Origin of the sequence: Sphingomonas sp. PP-CE-3A-406, from assembly GCF_003688625.1 — a bacterium.
In the GTDB taxonomy this organism is placed as follows: Bacteria; Pseudomonadota; Alphaproteobacteria; order Sphingomonadales; family Sphingomonadaceae; genus Sphingomonas.
In genome coordinates, this window is record NZ_RCWY01000002.1 from 1,198,202 (window position 1) to 1,207,672 (window position 9,471).

General features: G+C 64.7%; 5 protein-coding genes and 2 pseudogenes. 5 read left to right on the forward strand and 2 right to left on the reverse strand.

From position 1 onward, the window contains the following. Positions 1-34: 34 nt before the first annotated feature. From C8J44_RS11850 to C8J44_RS11865, 4 genes are all read left to right on the forward strand, one after another. The gene (locus tag C8J44_RS11850; protein ID WP_183128771.1) at positions 35-745 is read left to right on the forward strand and encodes an EAL domain-containing protein; all 711 of its coding nucleotides are present in this window, start codon (positions 35-37) and stop codon (positions 743-745) included. 124 nt (positions 746-869) lie between these two features. Then, positions 870-4,853: a Pls/PosA family non-ribosomal peptide synthetase gene (locus tag C8J44_RS11855; protein ID WP_220683108.1), complete on the forward strand. Its 3,984-nt coding sequence runs from the start codon at positions 870-872 to the stop codon at positions 4,851-4,853. Then, positions 4,850-5,449 carry a 4'-phosphopantetheinyl transferase superfamily protein gene (locus C8J44_RS11860; RefSeq protein WP_121904606.1) on the forward strand — a complete coding sequence of 200 codons (600 nt, stop codon included), beginning with the start codon at positions 4,850-4,852 and terminating at the stop codon, positions 5,447-5,449. Before C8J44_RS11855 ends, C8J44_RS11860 begins: the two co-directional genes overlap by 4 nt. Continuing rightward, a complete protein-coding gene (locus tag C8J44_RS11865) occupies positions 5,446-6,000 on the forward strand; it encodes a GNAT family N-acetyltransferase (RefSeq protein ID WP_259466823.1) in 555 nt (184 codons plus the stop codon). The genes C8J44_RS11860 and C8J44_RS11865 overlap by 4 nt, the downstream gene beginning before the upstream one ends. An 825-nt stretch (positions 6,001-6,825) precedes the next feature. On the opposite strand, the pseudogene C8J44_RS18770 reads toward C8J44_RS11865, so the two are convergent. Both C8J44_RS18770 and C8J44_RS11875 read right to left on the reverse strand, forming a co-directional pair. Then, positions 6,826-6,915, reverse strand: a pseudogene (locus C8J44_RS18770) (electron transfer flavoprotein subunit beta/FixA family protein); the annotation flags it as partial. Between the two features lie 215 nt (positions 6,916-7,130). Beyond that, complete coding sequence (locus tag C8J44_RS11875) at positions 7,131-8,357, reverse strand: NAD(P)/FAD-dependent oxidoreductase (RefSeq protein WP_121904607.1); 1,227 nt, start codon at positions 8,355-8,357, stop codon at positions 7,131-7,133. A 731-nt stretch (positions 8,358-9,088) separates the two neighbouring features. On the opposite strand from C8J44_RS11875, the pseudogene C8J44_RS11880 reads away from it, so the two are divergent. Beyond that, positions 9,089-9,471 (forward strand): annotated as a pseudogene (locus C8J44_RS11880) (hypothetical protein); the annotation flags it as partial.

Consider the following 9,471-nt stretch of genomic DNA (forward strand, 5'->3'; position numbering starts at 1 on the left):
CCGGACGGGCGCGCCGCTCAGGACCGCGATCACGATGGCGTTCCAGCCGATCGTCGATATCCGGACCGGGTCGATCTTCGCCTATGAGGCGCTGGTCCGCGGGACGGAAGGCCAGTCGGCGGGCGAGGTATTGTCCGGCATCGAGCCCGACATGATCTACAAGTTCGACCAGGCGTGCCGGGTCAAGGCGATCGAACTCGCGGGTTCGCTCTTCGCCGCCGATGGCGACGCGAAGCTGTCGATCAACTTCATGCCCAACGCCGTCTACGAGCCGAACGCCTGCATCCGCGCGTCGCTGTCGGCGGCCCGCCGCGTCGGGTTCGACCCCGGCCGGCTGATGTTCGAATTCACCGAGAACGAGCAGATGGTCGACGTCGCGCATGTCCGCCACATCATCGAGGCATATCAGGCGCGCGGCTTCACCACCGCGATCGACGATTTCGGCGCCGGCTATGCGGGGCTCGGGCTGCTCGCCGACCTGCGCCCCGACATGCTGAAGATCGACATGGCGCTGATCCGCGGGATCGACCGCTCGGCCTCGCGCCGGACGATCGTCGCGAGCGTCGTCCGCATGGCCGCGGACCTCGGCATCCGCTGTATCGCCGAGGGGATCGAGACCGCGGCGGAATTGCAGACGCTGCGGGAGATCGGCGTCCGCCTCTGCCAGGGCTATCTGCTCGCGCGGCCCACGGTGGAGGCGCTCCCGTCCCCCGCGCTCGCCGCAGTCCCGGCCGCGACGGCATAAGCGGACCTCGTGGATACCCGACACGCCCCGCGGCGTGTCTGACATATAGCAAACCGCGCGGGACATAGGCTAAGGCTCTTCGATGCATCCAGACACCTCGCCAAGCGCCTCGGATATCACGCTAATGCCAAGAGCGAGGACAGCGTCGATCGCCCCCGCGCCGGCGCTGCGGGCGGCCGAACCCTACGCGCGCGACGAGCTGCTGCACGAAATTTTCGACGCCACGCGCGCGGCGCATCCCGACGCGCCCGCGCTGCGGCTGATCGGCGCGGACGAGGAATACGACCGCAAGACCGAGTGGAGCTATACCGATCTGGCCACGCGCAGCCTCGCGCTTGCGCACCGCTTGCGGGCGATGGGGATCGGCCGCGGCGACCGCGTCGTGCTGTGCCTGCCGCGCGGGCTCGACCAGTATATGGCGATCCTCGGCGTGCTGCGCGCCGGCGCGGCCTATGTTCCCGTCGACTGGGGCTATCCGCAGGACCGCATCGACTTCATCGTCGAGGACAGCGAAGCCGCACTGACGATCACCGTCGCCAGCCGCGTCGCCAACCTCAAGGGCAAAACCCTCGCGCTCGACGCTGCGCTGGGCGATCTCGCGGCGGAGCCGTCCGAACCAATCGGCCGCGACGTGACGCTCAGCGATCCGCAGGACCTCGCCTATATCATCTACACCTCGGGCACGACCGGCCGCCCCAAGGGCGTGATGATCTCGCACGGCAACGCCTGCCACCTGGTCCGCTCGGAAAGCGCGATCCTCGATCTGACCCCTGCCGACGTCGTCTTCGGCGGCTTCAGCCTCGCGTTCGACATGTCGGTCGAGACGATGTGGAGCGCGTTCTTCGTCGGTGCGGTCGTACTGGTCGCCACCGAGGCGCTGGCGACCAGCGGCCCGGACGTGGCGATCGCGCTGGCCGAGGCGAACACGACGATCTGGCACGTCGTCCCCTCGCTGATCGCGCTCGTCGAGCATCCGGTGCCGACGCTGCGCCTGCTCAACATGGGCGGCGAGGCATGCCCGGCAGACCTGCCACGCCGGCTCGCGCGTCCGGGCCTCCGCCTGCTCAACACCTACGGCCCGACCGAGACGTCGGTGACCGCGACCTGGACCGAAGTGTTCCCCGGCCAGCGCATCACGATCGGCAAGCCGCTCCCCGGCTACACCGCCTGGGTGGTCGACGAGCACATGCAGCCGGTCGCCGACGGCCAGGAAGGCGAACTCGTCATCGGCGGCCCCGGCGTCGGCGTCGGCTACGTCAACCGCCCCGACCTGACCGCCGAAAAGTTCATCATGACGCCGTTCGATGGGCCTTCCGGTGCCCCCGAACGCATCTACCGGTCGGGCGACCTGGTGAAGCTCGACGCGGCGGGCAACATCGATTTCGTCGGCCGGATCGACACGCAGGTGAAGATCCGAGGCTTCCGCGTCGAGCTCGCCGAGATCGAGGCGGTGATCGGCGAATGGCCGGGCGTCGCGCAGACCGTCGTCCAGCTCTTCACCGACGGCGACGGCTCCGAATTCCTCGCCGCCTTCCTGATCGCGCGTCCGGCGGAGGAGATCGACATGGTCGGCCTCAAGGCCCGCGTCGCCGAGCGGCTCCCCAATTACATGCGCCCCGCGGGCTACCAGATCCTCTCGCACATGCCGACGCTCCCCGCCTCAGGAAAGGTCGACCGCAAGGCGCTGGTCAAGCCCGAGATCACCGTGACGTCGGACCGCGAGATGGTCGCGCCTGCCACCCCAATGGAGGAAAGCCTGCACCGCGTCTGGGCCGAGGCGTTCGCGCCGCAGCCGGTGTCGGTGCTCGACGACCTGTTCGAGGATCTCGGCGGCCATTCGCTGAAGGCCGCACGGCTCGTTTCGGCAGCACGAAAGGTGCGCGGCCTAGAAGGGCTGTCGCTCGAGGACGTCTACGCCGCGCCGACGATCCGCGCTCTGGCGCTCCGCATCGGCGGCACCACGCCCGTCGCGATCCTCGACGAGAGCAGCTTCCATCATATCGCGCCGTGGAAGCGTCGGCTGTGCGTCGCCGCGCAGACGCTCGCGCTGCTGCCGATCTACACGCTGGCGGGGCTCCAGTGGTTCTCGCCCTATCTCGCCTACACGCATCTCGCCGGCAACATGCCGCGGGTCGACGCGCTGATCCTCAGCGGGCTGTTCTTCACGGTCGTCCCGATCGCGTCGATGTTCCTCTCGATCGCGCTCAAATGGCTGATCGTCGGGCGCTTCAAGGCGGGTGATTACCCGCTCTGGGGCAGCTATTATTTCCGCTGGTGGCTGGTCCGGCGGATCATCGGCGTCACCGCGACGCCGTATCTCGCGGGCACGCCGATGATCCGCGGTTATTACCGGATGATGGGCGCGAAGATCGGCCAGCGCGTCCATATCGGCACCGGGATCATCGACACCGCCGACCTGCTCCACGCCGAGGACGATGCGATCATCAGCGACCAGTCGGTGCTGTCGACCAGCTCGGTCGAGCGCGGATTGCTGCGTCTCGGCACGGTAAAGCTCGGCAAGGGCGCGTTCGTCGGGTCGATGGCTGTGGTCGGCCGCAACGCCGCGCTCGGCGACGATGCGATGATCGACGATCTGTCCGCGCTGCCCGCGGATACGACGATCCCCGCCGGCCAGCGCTGGGCCGGTTCGCCCGCCGCGCATGACGGCGATGCGCCCCGCCGCCCGGCCACCGCAGCCCCGCGCAACGCCGGCCCGGCGATCGGCCTGTTCCTGTGCGCGCTGATCCTGCCGCTGGTCGCGATCCTGCCGATCGCGCCGGGCCTGATCGCGCTGATCGAGCTCGACTGGGCGACCAGCGGCTATGCCTATGTCGCGGTCGCGCCGCTGCTCGCGGTCACCTATGTCGTGATGATGTGCGTGCTGACGGTGGCGGCCAAGCGCCTGATCCTCGGCCGCGTCGCGCCCGCGGTCTACGCGCTGAACAGCGGGTTCTACGTCCGCTACTGGTTCGTCCAGCAGATCAACGACCTCGCGCTGCGCCTGCTCCACCCGATCTTCGCGACGCTGTACGTGGTGCCGTGGTACCGCGCGCTTGGCGTGAAGGTGGGCCGTCGCGCGGAAATCTCGACCGCCAGCGCAATCGTGCCGGATCTGGTCGAGATCGGCGAGGAGAGCTTCATCGCCGACTCGGTGATCTTCGGCGCCGCGCGGATCGGCCACGGCACGATCGAACTCGCGCATACCAAGATCGGCCGCCGCAGCTTCATCGGCAATTCCGCGCTTCTGCCGAGCGGCACGCAGATCGGCGACGAGGTGCTCGTCGGCGTCCTCTCGAAGCCACCGAGCGATCCCGCGCTCGCCACCGAGGCTGGCAGCACCTGGTTCGGCTCGCCCGCGATCAAGCTGCCGGTACGACAGGTCAACACGATGTTCGACGAAGGCGCGCGGTTCAATCCGTCGCGCGCGCTGATTGCCACGCGCCTGTCGATCGAGGCGGTCCGCACCACGCTGTCACTGACCGCGTTCCTGGTGTTCTTCAGCCTGCTGCTGTCGGTAGTCGGCGACCTCGACGACCTCGACAATGGCGGGTTGCTGATCGCGACGACCTTCCCCTTCCTGTACGTCGGCTTCTGCCTCGCCTGCGGGATTTTCGTCCTCGCGCTCAAATGGCTCGTCGTCGGCCGCTACAAGGTCACGACTGCGCCGCTCTGGAGCACGTTCGTCTGGCGCACCGAACTCGTCACTGCGACGTACGAGAATCTCGCGGTCGCCAACCTGCTCGAACCACTCCGCGGCACGCCGTGGATCGGGCTGTACCTGCGGCTGATGGGCGCGCGGATCGGCAAGCGCTGCTACATCGACACCACCGACCTGACCGAGCACGACCTCGTCGACATCGGCGACGACGTCGCGCTCAACGATTTCGCCGGCTTGCAGACGCACCTGTTCGAGGACCGCGTGATGAAGGTCGGCGCGATCCGCGTCGGCGACCGCGCGACGATCGGCTCGCTCGCGATCGTGCTGTACGACGCGGAGATCGGCGCGGACGCACAGCTCGGCGACCTGTCCGTGGTGATGAAGGGTGAAACGCTCCCCGATGGCACCAGCTGGGACGGCAGCCCGGCGCGGATCGCCGTCGCGACGTGACGCCGATCTGGCACGACGGTCCGCTCTCCGACCTTGCTTGGGACGGGCAGTCGCCAGTCGCGTGGAGCGTTGCCGAGATCGGACCGTACGCCGCCGGCCTGCAAGGCGATGGGCGCGCGATCCGACACGGTCTGGCCGCCGCCCTGATCCGCAAACTCGCCGGCGACTCAGCCGATGTTCGACTGACACGCAGCCCGGCCGGCGCGCCAATCGTATCCGCCCCCAGCGGCTGGTATCTCAGCCTGTCGAGCCGCGGTGCACACGCCCTGATCGGCGTTGCGCGCGCACCGATCGCGGTCGACCGCGAGGTCGCCGACGACCACCCGCCGCTCTGGGACATGCTCACCCCGACCGAAGCCGATGCGCTCCACCGCTTGCCCGCCCCCGCCCAGCCCCAAGCCTGGCTCCGACGCTGGACGATAAAGGAAGCGCACGCGAAACTCATCGGCGAACCGCGCCGCATCCGCCCCGAAGCGATCGAAACCGTCGTGAACAATCCGACCCACGCGACCGCGACCTTCGAAGGCACTTCGCGCTGCTGGAGCCGTTCCAACACCGACGCGATCGAAACCGTCGCGCAGTGGAGCCAGCCATGACCAGAATCCTGACCCGCCGCTACGAAGAGAAAGACCGCGCCGACGTCCTTGCCATCTTTGACTCAAACCTCCCCGAGTATTTCGGGGCGGGTGACCGCGAATGGCTCGAGGAAACACTCGACGAGCCCGACGGCCCGGCATTCGTGGTCGACGTCGACGGCGTCCCCGGCGCGTTCGGCGGCTACGAGATCTGGGAGCATTACAACAAGGCGCTGCTCTTCTGGGGCATGGCCGCGCGCGCCTATCACGGCACCGGCCTCGGCAAGCTGCTGCTGTTCGAACGCCTGCTCCACGTCGCCACCTCAGCCGAACCGCCCACCCGCTACGTCACCGTCGACACCTCGCCGCAAGTCTCGCCGTTCTTCCAGCATTGCGACTTCGAGCTGACCAGCGTCTGGCCCGGCGGCTACCGCTCGGGCATGGACATGCACGAACTCCGCTTCGACCTCGCAGCCGTGTCGCGCAACACCCTCCAACAAAACCGCGACAACCTCGCCCGCGACGCAAATCGACGCCTCGCCAAAACCAAGGCACCGCTGTCCCCACCCTAAAGCATACCCCCGCTGATATAGACGATGGTGCTCACTTCGGAAGACGGTGAACTCATTATCGACCGTGCGGCGAGTGAGCGCCGATGGACCGGACCGTTCATGCCGGCATCTCACTCTGCACCAACGCAAGGTAATGCCGGCGACAAATTGCTGCATCGCTGTGCTCGACCGCACGTCGAAGCGGGCACAGTCGCGTTTACCTGACGAACAACACTGCCGACTGGAATAGCTATAGCCGAGACGGTACCGCGAACGTCTCGGGCACTTCCGAGAAGGAGCTCGCATGCTCGTTGGCGGGGTTCCGCTAACACCTTCTGACCGCAGCAGAAGCATGGACCGACCGGTCTTGCTGAAAAGTAGGAAGGTTTACAGCCGTCCTGATCGTCGCCGGATCGGTGAACACGTTTGAGTTAGCCGCCATGCTTCGTTCGGCTTGCTCGGGCATGAGACGCGAGAAAACTGAATGCATACGGCGCCGTGTAGCCTTCGATATATTCGAACAGCGCCTGTCGTGCCTCGCCTGTGACGCCCATCGGCATCGATGGATCAGTTCGACCTTCAGGTAGGGAAGAAGCTTTTCATCGGGGTGTTATCAGAGCAATTATTGGTACGACCCATCGACGATGTGGCACCAATCACGGCGAGGTAATTGACATAAACGCGAGCCTCACTGGAACCGGCAATCCGGGGGGCAGATGAGACTGGGCGCTGGTCGCTGCCCTTGGGCTGTCATCATCAGCGCCGCAAGCGGCGGCTCGGTCCGTATATGATCGTGGATTGCCCAGCCGACGATCTTGCGGGTGCAAGGTCGAACACACGCCCAGATGAAGCCAGATCGACGCCTGTTCCGTTCGCGTTCACGCGGGACTTCCAGTTGTAGTCAGGCACGTGCTTGACAGGCACCAGCACCTTCATCCGGTTTACTTCCGAAATCTATATAGTCCTATCCGAAATCGATATAGTCCTTTCGCCTTACGGCATTTATCAGATGCCGCGCTCTTATACAAGGGCGGGCACCCTTCATAGCGTTTAGGGGCGCCACTTCAGTCGCGGGATACAGCTTAAATTGGCGTCATCCAATGCAGCTGGCTACAAGACCGGCACCGAGGCTTATCTCGCGACGCCTTACCTTACAAAGCGATCAAATCCTTCAGTGGAATGGCAGTGTCGGCCAACAGGCAGCGATCGATTACCAATCCCTCCGTGACCAAGCGCCTGCCCTGCACGTAATCGCGCACTGCGTTGACGCAATCGAGGGCGATGACGCGACCTTTGTGCAGATAAACGATCGAGAAGCTGCGCGTCGTCATGTCGCCACGCACTACCAAGTCGTCATATCCCATAGATAGACCGACAGTCTGAAGTTTAAGGTCGTATTGATTGGACCAGAACCACGGCACCGTATCATAGGGAGCGCCGTTACCGACAATCGCCTTTGCCACTACCGTCGCCTGATCGTTAGCGTTCTGCACCGATTCAAGCCGTATCGGTAAATTGTCGGCAAAACGGTTCGTGTGCAGTGCGCAATCGCCAATTGCGAAGACATCTATCAGGCTCGTGCGGCATTGTGCGTCGACCGCGACGCCGTTTCCTCCTTCAGCGCCAGCCTCAATCAGCGGACCAACCGAAGGCACGATGCCGATGCCGACGATCACCATCTGCGCAGACACGACCTCTCCGTTTGCCAACCGCACACCGGATACAGTTCCGACTCCCTCGATGCAGTCAACCGCGGTGTTCAATCGGAGATCGACGTCGTGCGCGCGGTGTTCGTTTTCAAAGAAGCGCGATAGCGGTTCGCCCGCGACCCGCGCCAAGACGCGATCCAGCGCTTCTATCACCACGACACGCTTACCGAGCTTGGTCAGTGTCGCCGCCGCCTCCAACCCGATATAGCCACCTCCGATAACGACTGCCCGAGATACGTTCGGCAACTCGGCAATCAGCCGATCGGCATCGGCGCGGGTTCGCAGGGTATGAACGCCGGCCAGATCATCTCCACCGCAGCCAAGCCGTCGGGCGTCGCCGCCAGCCGCCCAGATCAGGATGCCATAGCCAAGTTTCTCCCTGCGATCCGTCTCGACAAGATGCTCGGTGGGATTGACGGACACGACTTCGCGGCCGAGCAGCATCGTCACGTCGCGCTCGTCCCAGAATGCGGGCGGACGAATCAAAAGACGTTCGAAGAATTTCTCCCTGGAAAGATAGTCTTTCGACAACGGCGGTCGCTCATAAGGCAAGTCCGGTTCGGCGCCGACGATTGCGATGCTACCGATGAATTTCGCTTGGCGGAGAGCGATCGCGGCCTGCGCGCCGCCGTGGCCAGCCCCGACGATCAGCACATCGTATTTCAGCATTATTTTGTCCTATCGCAGCAGGCGGATGATACCAGACAAGTCTTTGCCGCCCTGTCCGTCCACGTTGTCACCGCGCGGCCGCATTTCTCACTCGGCTACGCACCTCAGTAGCGTTCGCCACGGAACTCAAAAGCAAAGACTAAGGTTGAAAATTTGAATCCGCCCTTTGCTTCACCCGCCCCTCTACACGATACCCGGGGCTACCGGATGCATTTGACGCATACTAAGCCGAACCTATTCCAATGACGCGCCGTCTCATGACTAATGTCGCTCTCTGGCCCAAACAGCAATTCCATTCATGACCCGAATGCACATCGAACAGTTAGCCCATGCGGCTCACTTGGGCTCCGAATTGAAACGATAAGAAGAATGGAAAGGACTGCTTGTCGACGATGCTCGGTAGCGCAGCGTGAAGCTTTAACATATCGGATCCCGCACCACACGCGACACGAAGTTCAAGCAGACGGGCAATCTGCTAACCGGCGGTGCCAAACCGCTCAGGCATCTGCTTGCAGGCTGGTGAGGTGCGAGGGTGCGGCGCGCCGCTCCTCGCGACAGTAGGGCACGCCAGCGCTGCAACGGTCACCGTAAGGGCCAGTGCGCCAACGGCCCGATCACGACCTGCAAATGAAGAAGCCGCACCGAAACCAATCTGGCCAACACCCGTATACGGATGCCCAAGCTCATGGCGCGTATCGAGGATGACGGCGGGCCGGGCTAGCTGACAGCGCATGCTCCTGGCGATGATCGCGGAGCGAGAGGCGGAGAAGGAGCGGCTGGAGGCACAAAGAGTTGCAACAACTACCGGGAAACCGATCGTAGTCTCCCTGCCCCACCCGGTGCTTGTGGACCGCTTCCGCAGCAAGGTTGCGGCACTCCGCCAGTCGCTCGACGACGAAGCGATCCGGACCGAGGCTGCGGCAGTGATGGCGACGCTCATCGAAAGCGTGACGATCTGCCCCGACGAACCCGGCGGCCCGGAGGCGGAGGTTGTCGCCAAAGTATCGGACCTGCTGGCCTGGGCCACAAACGACAACGCCGCCCCAGGAGCCGGCGTGAGGTCGAGTTCTGTAATGGTGGTTGCGGGGACAGGATTTGAACCTGTGACCTTCAG